Source organism: Bradyrhizobium sp. LVM 105, from assembly GCF_003957705.1.
In the GTDB taxonomy this organism is placed as follows: Bacteria; Pseudomonadota; Alphaproteobacteria; order Rhizobiales; family Xanthobacteraceae; genus Bradyrhizobium; species Bradyrhizobium frederickii.
Window position 1 is genome coordinate 96,788 of record NZ_QZMV01000004.1, and the last position, 20,508, is coordinate 117,295.

A 20,508-nucleotide genomic window follows, 5' to 3' on the forward strand; every position below is an offset into this window, starting at 1 on the left:
CCTTCCGGCGTGCCGCCGGAAGCGGCGCCCGGACAAGGAAGGTGCTCATGACTGATCCGGTCTATCGTCGCGTCGTGATCAAGCTGTCCGGCGAATATCTCGCGGGACAGCAAGGCTTTGGCATCGACCAGCCGACCGTCGACCGGGTTGCGGATGATCTGATCGCCGCCCGCAAGCTCGGCACCGAGGTTGCGGTCGTGATCGGCGGCGGCAATATCGTGCGCGGCGTCGAGGTCTCCGCCCGCGGCGTCTCGCGCCCGACCGGCGACACCATGGGCATGCTCGCCACCATGATGAACTGCCTCGCGCTGGAAGCGGCGATCGAGCGCAAGGGCACGCCGGCGCGCACGCTGTCGGCCTTCGTCATGCCCGAGATTTCCGAGCTGTTCACCCGCACTGCGGCGCACAAATACCTCGCCGAAGGGCGTATCGTGCTGCTCGGCGGCGGAACCGGTAATCCGTTCTTCACCACCGATACGACCGCGGTGCTGCGCGCCGCCGAGATCGGCGCCCAGGCGGTGCTGAAGGCGACCAATGTCGACGGCGTCTACTCGGCCGATCCGAAGAAGGATCCCGCCGCCACGCGGTTTGACCGGCTGTCCCATTCGCAGGCGATCGAGGGCGGCTACAAGGTGATGGATGCGACCGCCTTCGCGCTTGCCCGCGAGACGTCGCTGCCTATCATCGTATTCTCGATCGCGGAGCCGGGGTCGATCGGCGCGATTCTGCGCGGCGTCGGCCACGGAACCATCGTCGCCGGCTGACGGCTGATCTGGCGCGCCCGCAAGGGAAGGCGCGGGAGCGGTCGCCGGGATTTTGAAGGAGAAACGTGATGCCCACGGGTAATTTCGACCTCAACGAAGTGAAGCGCCGCATGCAGGGCGCCGTCCAGTCGCTCAAGCACGAGCTCGGCGGCTTGCGGACGGGGCGCGCCTCCGCCTCGATGCTCGATCCGGTGCAGGTCGATGCCTATGGCGGTCACATGCCGCTCAACCAGCTCGCCACCGTCAGCGTGCCGGAGCCGCGCCTGATCTCGGTGCAGGTCTGGGACAAGTCGATGGTCAAGGCGGTGGAGAAGGCGATCGTCGATTCCAATCTCGGCCTGTCGCCCGCAACTGAAGGCCAGGTGCTGCGGCTGCGCATCCCCGAGCTGAACGAGGAGCGGCGCAAGGAGCTGGTGAAGGTCGCGCACAAATATGCGGAAGCCGCCAAGGTCGCCGCGCGCCACGTCCGCCGCGACGGCCTCGACGTCCTCAAGAAGCTCGAGAAGAATCACGAGATGTCGGAGGACGACCAGAAGCGTCACGCCGACGAGGTGCAGAAGGCGACCGACGGCACCATCGCCGAGATCGATCAGTTGCTGGCTGCCAAGGAAAAAGAAATCCTCACCGTTTAAGGCATCGCCTTCATGTCCAACGCCGCCGCGCCCGCAACGGAAGGACCCGATCGGTCCGAGGCGCCTGCGCATGTCGCCATCATCATGGATGGCAACGGGCGTTGGGCGGCCGCGCGCGGCCTGCCGCGTGCGGAGGGCCATCGCCGCGGCGTCGAGGCCCTGCGCCGGGTCGTGCGCGCCTCGCACGAGCTCGGCATCCGCTATCTCACCATCTTCTCGTTCTCGTCGGAGAACTGGTCGCGCCCGGCGAGCGAGATCGGCGATCTGTTCGGCCTGCTGCGCCGCTTCATCCGCAACGACCTGGCGAGCCTGCATCGCGACGGCGTCAAGGTCCGCATCATCGGCGAGCGCGAGGGGCTCGAGAGCGACATCTGCGCGTTGCTCAACGAAGCCGAGGAGCTGACACGCGACAATTCACGCCTCACGCTCGTCGTCGCCTTCAACTACGGCTCGCGGCAGGAGATCGCCAAAGCGGCGCAAAAGCTCGCCCGCGAGGTTGCGGAAGGAAAGCGCGACCCTGCTACGATCGATGCCGAGACGCTCGGGGCGCATCTCGATGCGCCCGACATTCCAGATCCCGATCTCATCATTCGCACCAGCGGCGAGCAGCGCCTGTCGAATTTCCTGATGTGGCAGGCCGCCTATAGCGAGCTCGTGTTCGTGCCGATCCACTGGCCCGACTTCGACAAGGCGGCGCTCGAAGGTGCGATCGCCGAATTCGCCAGGCGCGAGCGCCGTTTCGGCGGCCTGGTCGCGAAAACCGCCTCGTGAGCGAACACGATTCCGCACCGGTGGGCGCCAAGCCTGCCCCGAGCAATCTGGTGATGCGGGTCCTCGCAGCGCTGGTGCTGGCGCCGCTCGCCATTGCGATCGCTTATGCCGGCGGCTGGCTCTGGGCGCTGCTCGTGACCCTGGTTTCGATCGGGCTGTTCGCGGAATGGCTGACGGTGGTCGGCGCAGGCTCGGCCGCGCTGACCGGGGCAGGGACGGTCGTCATCGCCATGATGGGCGCCGCCGTGACTTTTGGCGGGCTCAAGACCTCCGTCGTCGTTGGCCTCGTCGGCGGCGTGATCGTGACGCTGATCGCGCGCGGCAAGTTCGTCTGGGCCGCGACGGGCTTTGCCTACGCAGCGGCGGCGTTGCTGGCCTCGATCCTGCTGCGCAAGGACCTCGTCAACGGCTTCTCCGCGCTGATGTTCGTGCTGCTCGTGGTGTGGGCGACCGACATCGGCGGCTATTTCGCCGGCCGCAGCATCGGCGGGCCGAAGCTCTGGCCGCGCGTGAGCCCGAAGAAGACCTGGTCCGGCGCGCTCGGCGGCTTCGTGGCGAGCCTTGCGGTGGCCGGAGGTTTTGCCGCTTGCGGTATCGGCAAGGCAGTTCCGCTGCTCCTGGTCGGCGCCGTCCTCTCAGTGGTGTCGCAACTCGGCGATCTCTTCGAATCCGCCGTGAAGCGGCGCTTCGGTGTCAAGGATTCCAGTCACTTAATTCCCGGCCATGGCGGGCTTATGGACCGCCTGGACGGTTTTGTCGCCGCCATCCTGGCGGCCTGGATTATCGGCTTTCTCCGCCATGGTGTGCATAGCGCCGGAAGCGGTCTTATGGTTTGGTGAGGATATGAGCGCGGTCCCATTGCGAAACAACAAGGCTGCGGCGGCGTCCGTCCGCAGCGTCACGGTTCTCGGCGCCACCGGCTCGATCGGCGACAGCACGATGGATCTGCTGCGCGCCTCGCCCGAGCGCTACCGCGTCGAAGCGCTGACGGCGAACGGCAATGTCGAGGCGTTGGCAAAGCTCGCGAAGGAATTTTCCGCGCGTTATGTCGCGATCGCCGACACCTCCAAATTCGCCGAGCTCAAGGCCGCCCTGGCGGGAACGAGCACGGAATGCGGCGCCGGCGAAAGCGCGGTGATCGAAGCCGGCGCGCGTCCGGCCGATTGGGTGATGGCGGCCGTGAGCGGCGCTGCGGGATTGAAGCCGGCACTGGCGGCGGTCGATCGCGGCGCGCATGTGGCGCTGGCCAACAAGGAATGTCTGGTTTGCGCCGGTGATTTCTTCATGCAGCGTGCCGCCAAGGCGGGCGCATGCATCCTGCCGGCCGATTCCGAACACAATGCGCTGTTCCAGGCGCTGAGCTCCGGCAACCGCGACGAACTGGTCCGCGTCATCATCACGGCCTCGGGCGGCCCGTTCCGCACCTGGAAGCCGGCGGACATCGAGCAGGCGACCCTCGAACAGGCCCTGAAGCATCCGAACTGGAGCATGGGCCAGAAGATCACGATCGATTCCGCCTCGATGATGAACAAGGGCCTCGAGGTGATCGAAGCGTCCTATCTGTTCGCGCTTGCGCCAGAGGAAATCGACGTTCTCGTTCATCCGCAGTCGATCATCCACGGCATGGTCGAATTTTCCGACTGCTCGGTGGTGGCCCAGCTCGGCGCGCCTGACATGCGCACCCCGATCGCGCATTGCCTCGGCTGGCCTGACCGGATCAAGGGGCCGGCGGCCAAGCTGGACCTCGCCAAGATCGGCCAGCTGACCTTCGAGGCGCCCGATTTCGAGCGCTTCCCCGGACTGCGCCTGGCTTTCGATTCGCTCAGGACCGGGAAGGGGGCGACCACGGTCTACAACGCGGCCAACGAGGTCGCCGTCGCCGCGTTCATCGCCGGCAAGATCCGGTTCGGCGCGATCGCACGGCTGGTGGAGGCGACACTGGACGACTGGATCCGGAGCGGGAACCAGGCACCGCTGACGTCGGCAGACGATGCAATCTCTGTTGACCATGTTGCGCGAAATAGAGCTGCCGCCCTATTGCCTCAAATTGCCTTAAAGGCATCCTAGTTGGTTCGGACCAGGGCCTTGCGGCGCTGGATGAGGGAACTCGATGATCGATTTTTTTACCCATAGTTTCAATACGTTGAGCCATGGGCTCCTCGGCTACGCGGTTCCCTTCCTGTTCGTCCTGACGATCGTCGTGTTCTTCCACGAGCTCGGCCATTTTCTGGTCGCGCGCTGGGCAGGCGTGCGGGTGCTGACCTTTTCGCTCGGCTTCGGACCTGAGCTGATCGGCTTCAACGACCGCCGTGGCACCCGCTGGAAGATTTCGGCCATCCCGCTCGGCGGCTACGTCAAGTTCTTCGGCGACGAGAGCGAGGCCTCGACGCCGTCCGCGCAGACCCTTGCGGCCATGACAGCCGAGGAGCGCGCCGGCAGCTTCCACCACAAGAAGGTCGGTCCGCGTGCCGCCATCGTCGCGGCCGGCCCGATCGCCAATTTCATCCTGGGTGCGCTGATCTTCGCCGGCATGGCCCTGTATTACGGCAAGCCGAGCACGATCGCGCGCGTCGACGGCGTCGTCGCCGATGGCGCCGCGGCTGCGGCCGGCTTCAAGGTTGGGGACGTGGTCATCCAGATCGACGGCAAGCCGATCGAGAGCTTTGCCGACATGCAGCGAATCGTTGCGATGAATGCGGGTTCGGCGCTTGCCTTCCAGGTGAAGCGGGACGGTACGATCGTATCGCTGACGGCAACCCCGGCGCTGCTCGAGCGCAAGGATCCGTTCGGCAACAGCCACCGTCTCGGCGTGCTCGGCATCGAGCACAAGGCTCAGGCTGGCGAGGCTTCCACCGCGCCGGTGGGCATGGGCGAGGCGCTCAAGATCGGGGTCGAGCAGGTCTGGTTCATCATCACCAGCACCTTCAAGTTCCTGGGCTCGCTGTTCGTCGGGCATGGCAATCCCAACGAGGTTAGCGGCGTCCTGGGAATCGCGAAGATGTCGGGGCAGGCGGCCAGCGCCGGGTTCCAGTTCGTGATCAACCTGTGCGCGGTGCTGTCGGTGTCGATCGGCCTGCTGAACCTGTTCCCGATCCCGCTGCTCGATGGCGGCCACCTTATGTTCTATGCGGCGGAAGTGGTCCGCGGCCGGCCGCTGTCCGACCGGACTCAGGAGATGGGGTTCCGAATCGGGCTCGGCTTGGTGCTGATGCTGATGGTGTTTGCGACCTACAACGACATCCTGCGGATGGCGGCATCTTGATGGAGGCTTTTTTGTGGCGTTGCTGTTGAGCAACGTCTTGGAATGAAATTGAAATCACGACGCTTTCGGCCGTTTGCGGCGTCGGCGAAATTGGCTACAAGCGGCCTCGACTTGGGGAATCTCCGGACCGGCGTTGGGGTTGGGTCTGGCACGGAATGATAAGGGCGCGTTGCGCGATGAAGTTTGGACTGCGACTCCGGGGGGGCTTGCTCGCAACCCTGATCATGTTCGGCGCGCCGGTGGTTGCCCCGGTCGGGGCTGTTTTTGTGTCTTCGTCTGTGCTCGCTCAGACCGTTCAGTCGATTTCCGTCCAGGGAAATCGCCGCGTCGAGGTGGAGACAATCCGCTCCTATTTCAAGCCGGGTCCGGGCGGTCGCCTGGATCAAGGCGCCATCGACGACGGCCTCAAGGCGTTGATCGAGACCGGCCTGTTCCAGGACGTCAGGATCAACCGCGGTCCCGGCGGCCAGATCGTCGTTTCGGTGGTCGAAAACCCGGTGATCGGCCGGATCGCCTTCGAGGGCAACAAGAAGATCAAGGACGAGCAGCTCACCCTTGAAGTCCAGTCCAAGGCGCGCGGCACTTTCTCCCGCGCCATGGTGCAGTCCGACACGCTGCGAATCGCCGAAATCTATCGCCGGTCCGGCCGCTACGACGTGCGCGTCACGCCCGAGGTCATCGAGCAGCCGAACAACCGCGTCGATCTCGTCTTCACGATCGAGGAGGGCGTCAAGACCGGCGTCAAGTCGATCGAGTTCGTCGGCAACAACGCGTTCTCGTCCTACCGCCTCAGGGACGTCATCAAGACGCGCGAAACGAACCTGCTGAGCTTCCTCGGCAGCGGTGACGTCTACGATCCCGACCGCGTCGAAGCCGACCGCGATCTGATTCGCCGCTTCTATCTCAAGAACGGTTACGCCGACGTCCAGGTGGTGGCCGCGCTCACCGAATACGATCCGGAGAAGAAGGGCTTCAACGTCACCTTCAAGATCGAGGAAGGCGCTCAATATCGCGTCGGCGCGGTCGACTTCCGCTCCAGCATCCCGAACTTCGATCCATCGTCGATGCGCGGCTATTCGCGCGTCCATGCCGGCTCGCTCTACAACGTCGAGTCGGTCGAAAAATCGGTTGAGGAGATGCAGATCGAGGCCTCGCGCCGCGGCTACGCCTTCGCCGTGGTCCGCCCGGGCGGCGACCGCAACTTCGAGGCGCACACCGTCTCCGTCGTGTTCAACATCGACGAGGGCCCGCGCACCTATATCGAGCGCATCAACCTGCGGGGCAACACGCGCACGCGCGACTACGTCATCCGCCGCGAGTTCGACATCTCGGAGGGCGATGCCTACAACCGCGCCCTGGTCGATCGTGCCGAGCGGCGCCTGAAGAACCTCGATTACTTCAAGAGCGTGAAGATCACGACCGAGCCGGGCTCGTCGAGTGATCGCGTGATCCTGATCGTCGACATGGAAGAGAAATCCACCGGCGACTTCTCGGTCTCGGGCGGTTACTCCACCACCGATGGCGCTTTGGCCGAAGTCTCGATCTCCGAGCGCAACCTGCTCGGCCGCGGCCTGTTCGCCAAGGCGTCGGTGACCTATGGCCAGTACGCACGCGGCTACTCGCTGTCGTTCGTCGAACCCTATCTGCTCGACTACCGCGTCGCGCTCGGACTCGACCTCTATCAGCGCCAGCAACTCGCCAACAACTACATCTCCTACGGCACCAAGACGCTCGGCTTCTCGCCGCGCCTCGGCTTCTCGTTGCGTGAAGATCTGTCGCTGCAGCTGCGCTATTCGATCTACCAGCAGGAAATCACGCTGCCGAGCTACCTGGCGAATTGTAACAACAATCCGGGCAGCGCGGCGTTCAATCCGAGCCCGGCTTACGCGGCCGCCAACGGCATCGACCTGAGCTCGAGCGGCGGCCTCGGTTGCTACAGCGATGGCGAGGCCTCGCTGCCGGTACGCAGGGAGCTTGCCAGCGGCAAGACGCTGACCTCGGCGCTGGGCTACACGCTCACCTACAACACGCTGGACAACAACAAGAACCCGAGCGACGGTCTACTCATCGACTTCCGGCAGGATTTCGCCGGCGTCGGCGGCGACGTGTCCTATCTGAAGACCGTGGCGGACGGAAAGTACTATGCCCCGCTGGTGTCCGACATCGTTGGTCTCGTCCGCCTGCAGGGCGGCATTCTGACCAAGATGAACGACGATCTGCGGATGCTCGACCATTTCCAGATGGGTCCGAACCTGGTCCGCGGCTTTGCTCCCAACGGCATTGGCCCGCGTGACTTGAACCCCTTCGGTTCGCGAGACGCGCTCGGCGGCACCAAGTACTGGGGCGCTTCGCTCGAGCTGCAGATGCCGTTCTGGTTCCTGCCGAAGGAAGTGGGTCTGAAGGGTGCGGTCTATGCCGATGCCGGCGGCCTCTACGACTATAAGGGACCGACGAGCTGGACCACGACCAACGAAGTCAATGTGCCGGGCTGCATCCCGTCGACCTTCGATCCGTCAACGACGGGGACATGTACCGGCCTCGTCTATGACGACAGCAAGGTCATCCGCTCGTCGGTTGGTGTCGGCCTGATCTGGCAGTCGCCGTTCGGTCCGCTGCGCTTCGACTACGCCGTGCCGCTCAGCAAGGGCAAGTACGACCGTACGCAGGAATTCCGGTTCGGCGGCGGCACCACGTTCTAGTTCGATCAGCACGGCACGATCCGGATCAATGGAGCCGGTTTCCGAAGGGGATCGTGCCATTCCAAGAGATGGGGCATGATGCGGCCTGACCGCTTCATGCCGAAGCCGGACCGCGACGGGGTGGAATGGCGCAGCCGATCTTCTTCACAAAGCCGCCTGCCTCAGCGCTGGCTGACATTGCCACGCTGGCCAAGGCCGAGCTGGTCGATCCCGGCAGGGGCGGCCACGTCATCACGGGGCTTGCTTCGCTCGACGAAGCCGGCCCGATGCATCTGGCGTTCTTCGACAACCTCAAATATGCCGACGACCTCAAGGCGACCAAGGCCGGCGCTTGCCTGGTCAGCCCGCGCTTCGAGGCCCAGGTGCCCGCCCATGTGGCAGTGCTGCGGGTGGCGCAGCCGTTCCGGGCCTTCGTCAGGATCGCGCGGGAATGGCATGGGGACGCGCTGAGGCCGCAATCCTGGGTCGGTAACGACGGTATCGCACCGTCGGCGATCATCGATCCCTCGGCCCGGCTCGAGGACGGCGTGATCGTCGACCCCCTGGCGGTGATCGGCCCGGATGTGGAGATCGGCAGCGGCACGGTGGTCGGCGTCGGGGCGGTGATCGGTCCCGGCGTCAAGATCGGCCGGGACTGCAACGTCGGCGCCCGAACCGCGATCCAGTGCACCCTGATCGGCAACAACGTGCTGATCCATCCCGGCTGCTCGATCGGCCAGGACGGCTACGGTTTCATCTTCTTCGGCCCCGAGGGCCATCTGAAGGTGCCGCAGACCGGCCGGGTCCTGATCCAGAACGATGTCGAGGTCGGCGCGGGGACCACGATCGACCGTGGCAGCTTGCGTGACACGGTGATCGGCGAGGGGACCAAAATCGACAATCAGGTCCAGATCGGCCACAATGTGACCATTGGCCGGCACTGCCTGCTGGCGGCCCAGATCGGCCTCGCCGGCAGCCTGACCATCGGCGACAACGTGGCACTCGGAGCAAAGGTTGGCATCAACAACCACCTCAAGATCGGCGATGGAGCCCAGGTCACCGCGATGAGCGGCGTCAAGGACGACATCCCGCCGGGCGGACGCTGGGGTGGCCTCTTTGCCAAGCCGACCAAGCAATGGTTCAAGGAGATCATCGCGGTGGAGCGCCTGGTGCGCGACAGCAAGGCCGATGCGAAGGACGAGGGACGGGAATGACGGCGGAATCACCTGTGAAGTTCGAGCTGGTGGATATCAATGCCATCCTCCAGACCCTGCCGCACCGCTTTCCTATGCTGCTGATCGATCGCGTGATCAACATCCGCGCCGACTACAGCGGCATCGGCATCAAGAACGTCACCTTCAACGAGCCGGCCTTCCAGGGGCATTTCCCGGAGCGCCCGGTCTATCCCGGCGTCATGATGATCGAGGCGATGGCGCAGACGGCAGGCGTGATCGGCATCAAGTCGGTCGAAGGCACCGAGAAGCCGCGCGCGGTCTATTTTCTCACCATCGACAAGTGCAAGTTCCGCAAGCCGGTGCTGCCCGGTGATACCATCGAATATCACATGCGCTCGCTCGGCCGCCGCAAGGCCATGTGGTGGTTTCACGGCGACGCCAAGGTCAACGGCCAGGTGGTGGCGGAAGCCGATGTCGGCGCCATGCTGACGGACTGAGCGTTTCCGGGCTCGGCGGGAGGGGGCTCACGCGCTGCAATCGTAGCGGCCGCCGGCGGCCTCGCGGCGGATATGCCGATTGAAGAATTGGCCCATGGACGGCGCGCCCAGAAGGCGGTCGACCGTCTCGGCGGCGACGCCGCAATAACGCGCATAGAAGCCGCCAGTCGCGACGACGAGATCGTGCCGCGCGGGGTCGTAACAGACGCGCTGAAGCACGGTGCTGCGATTGATGTCGCGGCATTCGAATGTCGCGAGGTCGACCGGTCGGCGATCACCTGTTTCGACCGTCTCGGACACGATCGGCGCGGCCGCGAGCTGTGCGAGTAGAAGTGCCAAGGTCCTGACCACGAGTGTTGAAGCTCCGCATGAACTTTTGGGGCGGACCGGGACGGCCGCCTCATCCGATACTTGAAACACGGCGAGATGATACGTCACTGGACGATCGGGCATAGACGCGCTAACCACCGGAAAACTGAATGACTTCAACACATAATCAGAGCTTCCTGACGAGTAAGATTGCTTGATGAGCAAGATTGATCCCACCGCACGGGTGGCGGACGGCGCCGTGATCGGCGAGGGCACCGAGATCGGACCCTATTGCATCATCGGCCCCAATGTCGTGATCGGCGCGAACTGCAAGCTGATCGGGCACGTGCATGTCACGGCGCAGACGACCATCGGCGATGATTGCACCATCTATCCCTTTGCCTCGCTCGGCACGCCACCGCAGTCGCTCAGCTATCGGGGCGAGCTGACGAAGCTCAAGATCGGATCGGGTTGCACCATCCGGGAATCCGTGACGATGAACGCCGGTACCGTCGCCGGCGGCGGTGTCACCGCGGTCGGCGATCGCGGCTACTTCATGAATTGCAGCCACGTCGGTCATGACTGCCATGTCGGCAATGATGTGATCTTTGCAACCTCTGCCACGCTCGGCGGTCATTGCGAGATCGGCGACTTCGTCTTCATCGGCGGCCTGTCCGCCGTGCATCAGTTTACCCGCATCGGGCCCCAGGTCATGGTCGGCGGCGTCTGTGGCGTACGCGACGACATCATCCCGTTTGGCCTCGTCAACGGCCAATATGCTGTGCTGGAAGGCCTCAACCTGATCGGCATGAAGCGGCGCAAGTTCACCAAGCAGCGGCTGGCGACGGTGCGTGGGTTTTACCAGAAGCTTTTCCACGGCCCTGGTACCTTCGCCGAGCGGTTGGAGGCATCCAGGCCGCTCGCGGGCGAGGATCCGGCGATCGCCGAGATCCTCGACTTCATCGGCAAGGGCAAACGCCCGCTGTGCCTTCCCGCCATCGCGAAGTGACTTTGGGATGGCCCCGGGCATGACATCGGCGGCTTCGCAGGGTTCATCGCCGGTCGGCATCGTCGCCGGCGGCGGCGCAATGCCGTTCGCGGTCGCCGACTCGCTGGCCGCCCGCGGCATCACGCCGGTGCTGTTTCCGCTTCGGGGCGCCTGCGATCCGGCGCGGGTGGAGAAATTCCGTCACCGCTGGATCTCGGTCGGCCAGCTCGGCCGTGCGATGCGGCTGTTTCGCGAGGAAGGCTGCCGCGACCTGATCTTCATCGGCACCCTGGTGCGCCCCTCGCTCGCGGAGATCTGGTTCGACGTCAAGACGCTGCGCCTGCTCGGGAACGTCATCCGCGCCTTTCGCGGCGGCGACGATCATCTCCTGTCAGGCGTCGGCCGCCTTCTCGAGCAGGACGGCTTTCGCATGGTCGGCATCAAGGACGTCGCCCCGGATCTCCTGATGCCCGAGGGCTGCATCAGCCGCGCCTGGCCGAACGACAACAGCAAGGCCGACATCGAGCGGGGCCGTGCGGTGCTGGCCGCGCTCGGCCCGTTCGACATCGGCCAGGCGGCGGTGGTGATCGACGGCCATGTGGTGGCGGTCGAGGACATCGAGGGCACCGACGCGCTGCTCGCGCGCGTGGCGCGGCTGCGCGAGGAGGGACGCATTCGCGCGGCCGCCGGCCGCGGCGTGCTGGTGAAGGCGCCGAAGAGCGGCCAGGACCTGCGCTTCGACCTGCCGACGATCGGCCCGCGCACGCTCGAAGGTGTGGCCGCCGCAGGGCTCGCCGGCATCGCCGTCATCGCGGGCAACACCATCGCGGCCGAGCCGCAGGCGATGATCGCGCTGGCCGACGCCAAATATCTCTTCGTCATCGGCCTGCCGGCGTGATGCAGTCGCGCGATCCCAAGCGCAGGATCTGCCTGATCGCCACCGAGGAATCCGGCGACCGGCTCGGTAGCGCCTTGATGAAGGTGCTGCGCCAGCGCCTCGGCGACGGCGTCGAATTCGTCGGCGTCGGCGGCCGTACCATGGCGCGCGAGGGGCTCGAATCGCTGTTTCCGATCGAGGAGCTGTCGATCGTCGGCTTCGCCGCGGTGGTGCAGCAATTGCCGAAGATCCTGCGGTTGATCCGCAACACCGCGGATGCCGTGCTTGAGGCCGCGCCGGACGCGCTCGTCATCATCGACAGCCCCGATTTCACCCATCGCGTCGCCCGCCGCGTGCGCGCGAAGAATTCTGCGATTCCGATCGTCGACTACGTCTCGCCGCAGCTCTGGGCGTGGCGGCCGGGACGGGCGCGGACCATGCTCGGCTATGTCGATCACGTTCTTGGTCTCCTGCCGTTCGAGCCGGAGGAATACCGCAAGCTCGGCGGACCGCCATGCAGCTATGTCGGCCATCCCCTGGTCGAGCAATTGTCCTCGCTGCGGCCGAACGCGGAGGAGCAGGCCCGCCGCAACGCTGAGCCGCCGGTGCTGCTGGTGCTGCCCGGCAGCCGCCGCAGCGAGGTCAGGCACCATCTCGGCGTGTTCGGCGCAACGATCGGCCGCTTGCAGGCGGAAGGCCGCGCCTTCGAGCTGATGCTGCCGACCATGCCGCATCTCGAAGCCACCATCCGCGAGGGCATCGCGAGCTGGCCGGTCAAGCCGAACATCGTGATCGGCGAGAACGAGAAGCGCGCCGCCTTCCGCATCGCGCATGCGGCGCTGGCCAAATCCGGCACGGTGACGCTGGAGCTCGCGCTATCGGGCATTCCGATGGTGACGGCCTATCGTGTCGGCGCGATCGAGGCCTTTATCCTGCGCCGCGCGATCCGCGTCTCCTCGGTGATCCTCGCCAATCTCGTGATCGGCAAGGAGGTGATTCCGGAATATTTGCAGGAGGAGTGCACGCCGGAGAAGCTGGCGCCCGCGCTTCATGATGTGCTGACGGAGTCTCCGCTGCGGCGGCGACAGGTCGAGGCCTTTGCCCAGCTCGATCAGATCATGTCGACCGGCAACAAGTCCCCGAGCGTGCTCGCCGCCGATATCGTGCTGGCGACGATACGCAAGGGCAGGGGAACGAGCTCGGGCGTGTCCTCATAAGCGTCGGCTTGCAGCGGCCCGGCGGAAGTCACTTGATTTGGCCGCGATCGACGGCTTATGACCCGACGCTGACACCATACTCGCCTCCAATGTGCTAGGCTGAAGCCCGGTCGGATGCTCCCGGCGCCCCTATGAAGCGGCGCGAGTTCTGCAGTGGCCGGAGCAGGCGGAAGAAGGCGGAATGATGGGCTACGGTCCCCGTCTCAGCGCGGTCTTCGACCAATGCGCGCGTCAGGTCGCAAGACTGTTACGGGGCGCGCAAAAGTGGCCATGGTACCTGTTGAGCAGCCGACCAAGCTCGAACTGGTCATCAATCTCAAGACAGCCAGGGCACTGGATGTCGAAATCGCACCAGCGCTGCTTTCCCGTGCGGACTCGACGATCGAGTGAATCCGCTTCCTTTCATGGAATCGATGAGGCGGGTTCGGCCCATTGAGCTGCGCTTGATTGGGCGGACGGATTGCAATTGCTCAAGGCGAGTTCTTGGCGTTTCGAGGCAGCCATGTCGGCTTCTGGCCCCTTAGCTGCCTCTCTGTATGCACACCCTGACGTCTGCTTACCGCATGCCAACGGACCAAGGACGGATATCGCGGGCATTCCCGCACGTACCCCACAAGCGACATGGTCGGATTGGAAATTCTGCCATATAATCGGCTGACCGGCCCCAATTGCTCAAAACGACGGGCTCGGTTGCAATGGTCAGGAGCTGACCAATGACGTCTATCGACGAGTGGCTTCTTGAAAGCAAGATGACACAGATCGAGCAGGCTCGCGCTTGGAGCCCGCGTGTCATTTCCAAGTTCGAAACGCTGATGCGCAGCGGCGACGAGGTCAGTCTGTACCGTGCCAATCCGCTGGCGTTCGCCCGCGATCGCAACGTGGCTGAGCCGGAGTCGATCGATCTGTTCCTCCACGCCGCCCGCGCCGGGCTGCTCGACATGCATTGGGATATTCTCTGCCCCCACTCGGGCCTGGTGCTCGAAAGCTTCGGGAGGCTCCGTGCGCTCCGTAGTCATTTCGTTTGCGGGCTGTGTGATATCGAGGGTCAGACAGACCTAGACGACTTCATTGAGGTTTCCTTCTCCGTGTCGCCGCAAGTCCGGCGCCTCGCTCTGTATGACGTCGATAATCTTTCGATCGAGGATCTGCACTGGAAGCTGAAGTTCGCCAACAGCGGGCGGCTGCCCGGGGGACAAATTCGCTTCGTCGATCTCCTGCGCAGCCTCGTCCGCGGAATGAGTTATCTGCCAACCGGCCTGACGACGCTGCACGCCGAAATTGGGCCGGGCGCACTCTCGGGCGTCAATGTCCAAACCCAGGCGGGCTTCATGCTTCCGGTGATGCTCGCTTCCTCTGCTGAGCAGAGTTCGAATATCCCGCGGATCGTCCGCATCGCCTATGACGGGCAGCGGTTCACGCCCGCCGTTTCGGCCGTGCCGTCGGGCCCCGTTATCTTCGAGATCAACAACACCAGTCCCAGGCGTGGTTCGCTGCTCTTGATCAACTGGTCCCCAGAAATCCTGGCGATGCCTGAGAAGCCGACGCTCGAATTCGATCCCTATGTCTCGGGTGGCATGCTGCTGACGCGCCAGACGTTCCGAAAGCTCTTCCGCTCGGAACGCGTCGATGAAGAGGAGGGCCTCGGCGTCCGGCAGGTGACGTTCCTGTTCACTGACTTGAAGGGGTCGACCGCGCTCTACGAGCGTCTCGGGGACCTTAACGCCTATGCTCTCGTCCGCGAGCATTTTGCGCTCCTCGACGCAATCGCCCAACGGCATGCCGGTGCGATCGTGAAGACCATCGGCGATGCCGTCATGGCTGCGTTCTCCCGGCCGGTGGATGCCGTGGCGGCGGCGCTCCACATTCTGCAGGACATCGGACGGTTCAACCGCGAGCACGGTCAGCCGGCTATCATTCTCAAGATGGGTGCGCATTGCGGCCCCTCCATTGCCGTGACCCTAAATGAGAATCTCGACTATTTCGGCCAGACCGTGAATATTGCGGCGCGGGTGCAATCATTCGCCGACGCCGGCGAGGTCTGCCTCACGGAAGCGCTCTATACGGCCCCTGCCGTTCGCGAACTGCTGGCAGGCTACGATGTCGAGGAGTTCGACGCGCCGCTGCGTGGCGTCGAGGGCGAGGCGCGAGTCTATCGGGTCACTGGCCGATCGTAGACGTGGGCTGCCAGTTCGCTCAAACACCTGTAAGCTTGAAGAACATGCTAATGGCAGCGGTTCTGCGCGCAACAGACCTGGCGCCTTTGGTAGTGGATGTCGGCTTGTGGCCCCACAGGCAACCTGCATGGATGCTTGCTCGACGTCTTCCTTGGAAAGAAAAGCGATCCCGAAACGATCTATGAGTACACGTCCTACGCAAGCCCGGCATCGACCCGGAAACACTGGCCGGTGATGCGCTGGCTTTCGTCGGAGGCGAGGAACAGCGCCATGTTGGCGATGTCCTCGGGCGTGACCGCGTCCGGAACAGCCTGGCGCGAGCGCATCGCGGCGATGACCTGCTCGTCCGGATACCACAGCCGGCGCTGCCGCTCGGTGACGACCATGCCGGGCGCAATCGCGTTGACGCGGATGCGGTCGGGGCCGACCGACCGGGCCAGCGAGTTGGTGAAGCCGACGATCGCTGCCTTGGCCCCGGCATAGACCGGGAGCGCAGGCGCACCGCGCATCCAGGCGATCGACGACATGTTGATGATCGAGCCGCCGCCGCGCGCCTGCATCTGCGGCACCACCGCTTGCGCGGCAAAGAAGACGTGCTTGAAATTGACGCCGATCATCCAGTCGAACTCGGCGGGCGTCACCTCGGCCAGCACCTGGCGCTGGTCGTTGGCGGCGTTGTTGACGAGCACCGCGGCGTCGCCGAGCGATTGCCGCACCTCCGCCATGGCGGCGCGCAAGGCCTCGATGTCCAGGAGATCGCAGGGCACGAATAGCGGCGCGGTGCCGCATGCGGCCGCGACCTCGACGACCAGTGCCGCGCCGGCTGCTGCATCGATATCGAGGAACGCGACGCGAGCGCGCTGGGCGGCGAAGGCGCGCACGAAGGCGGCGCCGATGCCGCTGGCGCCGCCGGTGATCAGCACCACGCGGTCCGCGAGACCGGCATAGCTCGTCTTGGTCATACGATCAGTCGCTCCGTCTTGGGGTCGAACAGGCAAATGCGGCGCGTGTCGAGCGCGAATGAGGCGAACGCGCCGGGCACGGGCCGGATATCGGGCGAGATGCGCGCCATCGCCGGCTCGCCCCCGAGCCGCAGCGACACCATCGTTTCGGCACCGGTCGGCTCGACCATGTCCACCGGCGCCTCGATGAGGACGGGCGCATCGTTCGAAAATGCACGGCTGCCCTCGGCGATGCACTCCGGCCTGATTCCGAACACCACGTCGCGTCCGACAAAGGAAGCTGCGGCGTCATAACCTCTCAGGCGCAGGCGGATTTCGTCCGGCCGGCCTGCGCCGATCACGACCACCAGCTCGTCATTTTCGCTCTCGAGCCGTGCCGGCAGCGTGTTCATCGGGGGCGAGCCCATGAAGCGCGCGACGAACAGATTGGAGGGATAGCGGTATACCGTATCGGGGTCGGCGAATTGCTGCACGCAGCCCTGATGCATCACGGCGATCCGCGTCGCCATCGTCATGGCCTCGATCTGGTCGTGGGTGACATAGACGATGGTGGCGCCGATGCGCTGGTGCAGGCGCTTGATCTCCATCCGCATCTCGACGCGCAGCTTGGCGTCGAGATTGGAGAGCGGCTCGTCGAACAGGAAGAGCAGGGGATCCCGGACCAGCGCACGCCCCATCGCGACGCGCTGACGCTGGCCGCCGGAGAGCTGCGACGGCTTGCGGCCGAGCAGCGTCTCGATCTGAAGCAGCTTTGCAACATTCGCGACCGCGGCGTCCTGCTCGGCCTTGGGCACGTGACGGCACTCCATGCCGAAGGTGATGTTCTGCCGCACCGTCATCGACGGGTAGAGCGCGTAGGACTGGAACACCATGGCGATGTCGCGGTCCTTGGGCGGGACGTCGTTGACGACGCGCCCGCCGATCTCGATCGTCCCCGCGCTCGGGCGGTCGAGCCCGGCGACGATGTTGAGCAGCGTGGACTTGCCGCAGCCGGACGGTCCGACCAGCACGGTGAATTCGCCGCTCTCGATATCGAGCGCGATGTCCTTCAGCACCTCCAGATTGGCGTAGCGCTTGGACAGGGCGCGAATGCTCAGTGCTGCCATGACAACTCCATCATTTCACGGCCCCGGCAGTCAGGCCGCGGACGAAGTACTTGCCGCCGAGAAGGTAGATCAACAGCGTCGGCAGCGCGGCGATGATCACCGCCGCGCTCTGCACGCCATGCTGCGGGATATCGGCGACCGCGGCGGAGAGCGCGATCAGAGCCGCCGTGACGGGCTGCTGCTGGCCGGTCGTGAAGGTCACGCCATAGAGGAATTCGTTCCAGATATGCGTGAACTGCCAGATCACCGTGACGATCAGGATCGGCCCGGAGAGCGGCAGGATGATGCGCCAGAAGATGCGGAAGAAACCAGCGCCGTCGATCCGCGCCGCCCTGATCAATTCATGGGGAATAGCGACATAATAGTTGCGGCAGAACAGCGTGGTGAAAGAGAGCCCCTGGATGGTGTGGATCAGCACGAGGCCGGCCAGCGTGTTGATGAGACCGACGTCGCGCAGCACGATGGTCCAGGGAAGAAGGCGCATCTGCTGAGGCAGGAAAAGGCCGAGGGTCACGATCCCGTAGATCCAGTTGTCGCCGCGAAAGCGCCAGAGCGACACTGCGTAGCCGGCGATGGCGCCGAGCAAAGTGGAGAAGATCGTCGCGGGAATCGTCACCAGCGCGGAGTTCAGCATATAGGGCCGGATGCCGGCGCAGGTCTCGGCCACGCAGAAGCCGCTCCAGGCGGCGGCGTAGTTGCTCCAGGCCAGATGTTGCGGCCAGCCGATCATCGACCCCTGCGCGATCTCCTCGTTGGTCCGCAGCGAGTTCAGAACGACGACCGCCAGCGGCGCCAGCCAGGCCGCGGCGATCAGTGAGACGACGAGATAGATCCAGATCCGGCTCGGTTTGAAGCTGCGATCACGCATGGAGGGCCCGCCGCCGCTGGATGTACCGCCACGCCGCATAGGGCACGAGCACCGCGAGAAGAATGAGCAGCATCAGCACTGCCGCCGCCGCGCCGCGGCCGAGCAGGCTGCGCTGGAACATCAGGTCGTAGACGACCAGAGCGGGCAGCTGGGTCGCAATTCCCGGCCCGCCGTTGGTCAGGGCGCGGACGAGGTCGAACGTCGAAATCGCGAACTGCAGCTGGATCACGACGACGGTGATGGTGATCGGCCAGAGCGAGGGCAGAATGATGCGCCGGTAGATCCGGACCGGTCCGGCGCCGTCGATCTGCGCGGCCTTGATGATGTCGGCATCGACGGAGCGCAGGCCGGCAAGAAACAGAGCCATGGCAAAGCCCGAGGACTGCCAGATCGCAGCGATGACGATGGTCCAGATCGCCATGTCGCGGTCGATCAGCCAGTCGAACTTGAAGGAGGTCCAGCCGAGATCGTGGACCAGCTTCTGAATCCCGAGGCCAGGATTGAGCAGCCAGCTCCAGACCGTGCCGGTGACGACGAACGACACTGCGAGGGGATAGAGGAAGATCGATCGCAGCACGTTCTCGCCGCGAATACGCTGATCGAGCAGGATCGCAAGAACGAGGCCGGTCGCCGCGCTCAACACGACGAATGCGCTGCCGAATAGCAGCAAATTGTCGAAGGCGATCTGCCAGTTCCGCGATGCCAGGACGGCCGTGTAGTTGCGCAAGCCCAACCAGCCCGAGACCGGAACGAGCGTGGAGGGCGTGAACGAGATCCAGATCGTCCACAGCGAGAACGAGACGAGGTGCGCTGCGGACAGCAGCAGCGGCACCCAGATCATCAAATATTCGGGCAGCCGGCGCACCCATTCAGGAAGCGCCGGCCGGCCCGGTCTTATCGCGGCGGCATTGCTCAACGTGCGCCCTCGACGGCCTCGGCGAGGCGGATCGCCGCCTGCTCGGGCTTGATCGTCTTGTTCTTCACGTACTCCGTGATCACGTCGATCATTGCGGCGGTCATGCCGTTTTCCTGCGCCATGTTGTGCGCCATGCTGAGCACCGCCTGGTTGCTGGCGATCGCCTCCTTCAGAGCCTTTGCGGTCGTTCGTTGACCCTCCGACCAGCCTTCGCCGGACAGATCGACATCGGTGCGTACGGGGATCGATCCCGTGATCTGCGAATACATCGTCTGGATCGCCGGATCCATGACGAGCTGGGCCATCAGCGTCTGGCCGGCTTGCAGGTCAGCCTCCTTGCGCTGCCAGAAGATGAAGGCATCGGCATTCAGGAGGAAGACCGGCTTGCCGTTGTCGCTGGGTCCTGGCGCAATCATGAAGTCCTCGAACTTGAAACCGGCATTGCGCAACACGCCCTGCGCCCAGCCACCCATGATCATCATGCCCATGTCGCCGTCGATGAAGCGCTTCAGGTTGGTCGAGAAGTGCTGGGCGCCGACATTGGGGTCCATCCAATCGGCGATCTTGCGCACCTGCGCGAACGCAGCCTTGATCTCGGGACCCTCCAGAGCCTTTTTCTCGAGATTCATGATGGCGGCGCGGTATGCCAGGGGACTGATGCCGGCGAGAGCGGCCTCGAATTTCTGCCCGTCATCCGGGCGGGTCCCGCCGTTGGCGATAGGATGGGCGACGCCGCCGGCTTTCATCTTTTCAGCAAGATCGTTGAAGTCCGCCCAGGTGACCGGGATCTTGTCGGCCTTGGCCTTGTCCATGGCACGCTTGGACAGGAACAGCATGTTGGTGCTGTAGATCTGCAACGGCAGTGCGATCCATTTGCCGCCCGGCTTGTGTAATTTCGCAAGGTCAGGCGCGACGACCTTCTCGTAACCGGCGGCGGCGACGACGGCGTCGAGATCGACAGTCGGGGCTATTTTCGACCAGGCCGCAATCTCGGGCCCCTTGAGCTGCGAGCAGGCCGGCGGATCGCCGGCCATGATCTGAGCGCGCAACTTGTTCATCATTTCGGTGGTGAAGCCGGGGACGGGCGAATGTTGCCAAACGCCTCCCTTCTCCTCGAACTTCTTGCCGAGCGCCGTGATGGCCGCGCCGTCGCTGCCCGCGGACCATTGCGAGATCGCGGTCAGGCGCGGCTTGACCGCGCCCTGCGCGCGGGCAAAGGCCGGTAGTGCGAGCGTAGCGACGGAGCCAGCGAGCAGACGGCGCCTTGTTGTGGTGATCGGCATGGCAGTTCCTCCCGGTGTGAAAGTTTCGG

At 64.7% G+C, this 20,508-nt stretch carries 20 protein-coding genes; 14 read left to right on the forward strand and 6 right to left on the reverse strand.

Features of this window, described 5'->3' with window-relative positions; all coding sequences use genetic code 11:
- Positions 1 to 47 precede the first annotated feature (47 nt).
- The 9 genes from pyrH (at position 48) to fabZ (ending at position 9,779) form a co-directional block, all read left to right on the forward strand.
- Positions 48 to 764: a UMP kinase gene (gene pyrH / locus D6B98_RS12835; RefSeq protein WP_126257372.1), complete on the forward strand. Its 717-nt coding sequence runs from the start codon at positions 48 to 50 to the stop codon at positions 762 to 764.
- A 68-nt stretch (positions 765 to 832) separates the two neighbouring features.
- Positions 833 to 1,396: a ribosome recycling factor gene (gene frr, locus D6B98_RS12840; protein ID WP_126257373.1), complete on the forward strand. Its 564-nt coding sequence runs from the start codon at positions 833 to 835 to the stop codon at positions 1,394 to 1,396.
- 12 nt (positions 1,397 to 1,408) lie between these two features.
- Positions 1,409 to 2,167, forward strand: a complete 759-nt coding sequence (locus D6B98_RS12845; RefSeq protein ID WP_126257374.1) for an isoprenyl transferase — start codon at positions 1,409 to 1,411, stop codon at positions 2,165 to 2,167.
- The gene (locus D6B98_RS12850; protein WP_126257375.1) at positions 2,164 to 3,006 is read left to right on the forward strand and encodes a phosphatidate cytidylyltransferase; all 843 of its coding nucleotides are present in this window, start codon (positions 2,164 to 2,166) and stop codon (positions 3,004 to 3,006) included. Before D6B98_RS12845 ends, D6B98_RS12850 begins: the two co-directional genes overlap by 4 nt.
- A gap of 4 nt (positions 3,007 to 3,010) precedes the next feature.
- Positions 3,011 to 4,234 carry a 1-deoxy-D-xylulose-5-phosphate reductoisomerase gene (dxr, locus tag D6B98_RS12855; RefSeq protein WP_126257376.1) on the forward strand — a complete coding sequence of 408 codons (1,224 nt, stop codon included), beginning with the start codon at positions 3,011 to 3,013 and terminating at the stop codon, positions 4,232 to 4,234.
- A gap of 43 nt (positions 4,235 to 4,277) precedes the next feature.
- Positions 4,278 to 5,429, forward strand: coding sequence for an RIP metalloprotease RseP (rseP, locus tag D6B98_RS12860; RefSeq protein WP_126257377.1), 1,152 nt, complete (start codon positions 4,278 to 4,280; stop codon positions 5,427 to 5,429).
- A 176-nt stretch (positions 5,430 to 5,605) separates the two neighbouring features.
- Positions 5,606 to 8,128 (forward strand): outer membrane protein assembly factor BamA, encoded by a 2,523-nt coding sequence (gene bamA, locus D6B98_RS12865; RefSeq protein WP_126257378.1) that lies wholly within the window; start codon positions 5,606 to 5,608, stop codon positions 8,126 to 8,128.
- A gap of 125 nt (positions 8,129 to 8,253) precedes the next feature.
- Positions 8,254 to 9,321, forward strand: coding sequence for a UDP-3-O-(3-hydroxymyristoyl)glucosamine N-acyltransferase (gene lpxD, locus D6B98_RS12870; protein WP_126257379.1), 1,068 nt, complete (start codon positions 8,254 to 8,256; stop codon positions 9,319 to 9,321).
- On the forward strand, positions 9,318 to 9,779 hold the full coding sequence (fabZ, locus tag D6B98_RS12875) for a 3-hydroxyacyl-ACP dehydratase FabZ (protein ID WP_024341283.1): 462 nt from the start codon (positions 9,318 to 9,320) through the stop codon (positions 9,777 to 9,779). Before lpxD ends, fabZ begins: the two co-directional genes overlap by 4 nt.
- A 27-nt stretch (positions 9,780 to 9,806) precedes the next feature.
- Here fabZ and D6B98_RS12880 read toward each other — a convergent pair whose 3' ends face one another.
- Positions 9,807 to 10,130, reverse strand: a complete 324-nt coding sequence (locus D6B98_RS12880) for a KTSC domain-containing protein (RefSeq protein WP_126257380.1) — start codon at positions 10,128 to 10,130, stop codon at positions 9,807 to 9,809.
- A gap of 175 nt (positions 10,131 to 10,305) precedes the next feature.
- Between D6B98_RS12880 and lpxA the strand changes: the two genes are divergently transcribed.
- The 5 genes from lpxA to D6B98_RS12900 all read left to right on the forward strand — a co-directional run bounded on the left by lpxA (position 10,306) and on the right by D6B98_RS12900 (position 15,344).
- Positions 10,306 to 11,097, forward strand: coding sequence for an acyl-ACP--UDP-N-acetylglucosamine O-acyltransferase (gene lpxA, locus D6B98_RS12885; RefSeq protein WP_126257381.1), 792 nt, complete (start codon positions 10,306 to 10,308; stop codon positions 11,095 to 11,097).
- A 19-nt stretch (positions 11,098 to 11,116) separates the two neighbouring features.
- Positions 11,117 to 11,974 carry an LpxI family protein gene (locus D6B98_RS12890; protein WP_164718567.1) on the forward strand — a complete coding sequence of 286 codons (858 nt, stop codon included), beginning with the start codon at positions 11,117 to 11,119 and terminating at the stop codon, positions 11,972 to 11,974.
- The gene (gene lpxB, locus D6B98_RS12895; protein WP_126257383.1) at positions 11,971 to 13,170 is read left to right on the forward strand and encodes a lipid-A-disaccharide synthase; all 1,200 of its coding nucleotides are present in this window, start codon (positions 11,971 to 11,973) and stop codon (positions 13,168 to 13,170) included. Before D6B98_RS12890 ends, lpxB begins: the two co-directional genes overlap by 4 nt.
- Positions 13,171 to 13,434: 264 nt before the next feature.
- Positions 13,435 to 13,560: a hypothetical protein gene (locus tag D6B98_RS41395; protein ID WP_283810153.1), complete on the forward strand. Its 126-nt coding sequence runs from the start codon at positions 13,435 to 13,437 to the stop codon at positions 13,558 to 13,560.
- A 323-nt stretch (positions 13,561 to 13,883) separates the two neighbouring features.
- Positions 13,884 to 15,344, forward strand: coding sequence for an adenylate/guanylate cyclase domain-containing protein (locus tag D6B98_RS12900; protein WP_126257384.1), 1,461 nt, complete (start codon positions 13,884 to 13,886; stop codon positions 15,342 to 15,344).
- A 194-nt stretch (positions 15,345 to 15,538) separates the two neighbouring features.
- Here the strand turns inward: D6B98_RS12900 and D6B98_RS12905 are convergent, their stop codons facing one another.
- The 5 genes from D6B98_RS12905 to D6B98_RS12925 are packed head-to-tail and all read right to left on the reverse strand — an operon-like array spanning position 15,539 to position 20,479.
- Positions 15,539 to 16,306 carry an SDR family NAD(P)-dependent oxidoreductase gene (locus D6B98_RS12905; protein ID WP_126257385.1) on the reverse strand — a complete coding sequence of 256 codons (768 nt, stop codon included), beginning with the start codon at positions 16,304 to 16,306 and terminating at the stop codon, positions 15,539 to 15,541.
- A complete protein-coding gene (locus D6B98_RS12910; RefSeq protein ID WP_126257386.1) occupies positions 16,303 to 17,412 on the reverse strand; it encodes an ABC transporter ATP-binding protein in 1,110 nt (369 codons plus the stop codon). Before D6B98_RS12910 ends, D6B98_RS12905 begins: the two co-directional genes overlap by 4 nt.
- 10 nt (positions 17,413 to 17,422) lie before the next feature.
- Entirely contained in the window at positions 17,423 to 18,280 is an 858-nt protein-coding gene (locus D6B98_RS12915) for a carbohydrate ABC transporter permease (RefSeq protein WP_164718568.1), read from the reverse strand.
- Positions 18,273 to 19,196: a carbohydrate ABC transporter permease gene (locus D6B98_RS12920; protein ID WP_164718569.1), complete on the reverse strand. Its 924-nt coding sequence runs from the start codon at positions 19,194 to 19,196 to the stop codon at positions 18,273 to 18,275. Before D6B98_RS12920 ends, D6B98_RS12915 begins: the two co-directional genes overlap by 8 nt.
- Positions 19,193 to 20,479, reverse strand: a complete 1,287-nt coding sequence (locus D6B98_RS12925) for an ABC transporter substrate-binding protein (RefSeq protein ID WP_126257388.1) — start codon at positions 20,477 to 20,479, stop codon at positions 19,193 to 19,195. The genes D6B98_RS12920 and D6B98_RS12925 overlap by 4 nt, the downstream gene beginning before the upstream one ends.
- Positions 20,480 to 20,508 lie beyond the last annotated feature (29 nt).